We start from the raw sequence: 1,039 nt of genomic DNA on the forward strand, positions 1-1,039 counted from the left end.
GGGTCGCCGCGGCCGGCGACGGGGGTGCCGATCGTGATATCCGCGGTGCCCGATGTTCGGGCCAGGAATATCGCGAATGCGGTGTGCAGCACCATGAACACGGTCGCGGTGTGTTGTCGTGCGAGTTCGGCTGCAGCGCGGTGGGTGGGCGTGTCGATGGTGAACGTGTGTGTTCGTCCACGGTGGGTGACGGCGGGCGGCGTTCGGTTCCCGGGCAGTTCGAGCTGTTCGGGCAGCCCGTCGAGTGTGGAACGCCAGTAGGTCAGCTGCCGGGTGAGCAACGAATCGGGGTCGTCGTCGGAGCCGAGTAGTTCGCGTTGCCACAGGGTGTAGTCGGCGTACTGCACAGTCGGTGCGCTCCAGGCGGGTGGGTTCCCGTGGGTGCGCGCCGTGTAGGCGGTCATGAGATCCCGGGCCAGCGGGGCGATCGAGGAGCCGTCGGCGCAGATGTGGTGCAGCACCACGGCGAGCACGTGCTCGTTGTCGGCCGTCTCGAACAAGGCGGCCCGCACCGGCACCGATGTGGTGACGTCGAACTCGGCGGAGGCCATCGACAGCAGTCGCGTGGCGAGCTCGTTCTCGGTCACCGCGGCCGATTCGACCGCCCCGCTGACCTCGGCCGCCGGGACGACCACTTGGTGCGGGCCGGTCTCGGATTCGGGGTAGATCGTCCGGAGGGTCTCGTGCCGGTCCACGACGTCTGCGATCGCTGCCAGTAGTGCGGCCGTGTCCATGGTTCCCGACAGGCGCACGGCGAATGGAATGTTGTAGATCGGTGAGTGTGGGTCGAACCGGTTGAGGAACCAGATGCGTTGCTGCGCATACGATAGCGGGATGTGTTCGGGTCGGGTCCGCGGAACCAGGGGTGGGTGTGCACCCGCCGTCGCCTGGGACTCGAGCCACGTCGACAGTGCCTGCACCGACGACGCCTCGAACAGCACTCGCATCGGTACCCGCGCATCCATCGCCACGCTTAGCCGCGACACCACCTGCGTCGCGAGCAGCGAGTTGCCGCCCAGGGTGAAGAAGTCGTCGTCGA

At 67.5% G+C, this 1,039-nt stretch carries 1 protein-coding gene; it reads right to left on the reverse strand.

The window, feature by feature from the left end:
• A partial coding sequence (locus QM806_RS40870) for a condensation domain-containing protein (protein WP_283295040.1) occupies window positions 1-1,039 on the reverse strand: 1,039 nt, incomplete at both ends.

It is taken from the genome of Rhodococcus sp. IEGM 1351 (assembly GCF_030056875.1).
Lineage (GTDB): Bacteria > Actinomycetota > Actinomycetes > Mycobacteriales > Mycobacteriaceae > Rhodococcus_F > Rhodococcus_F opacus.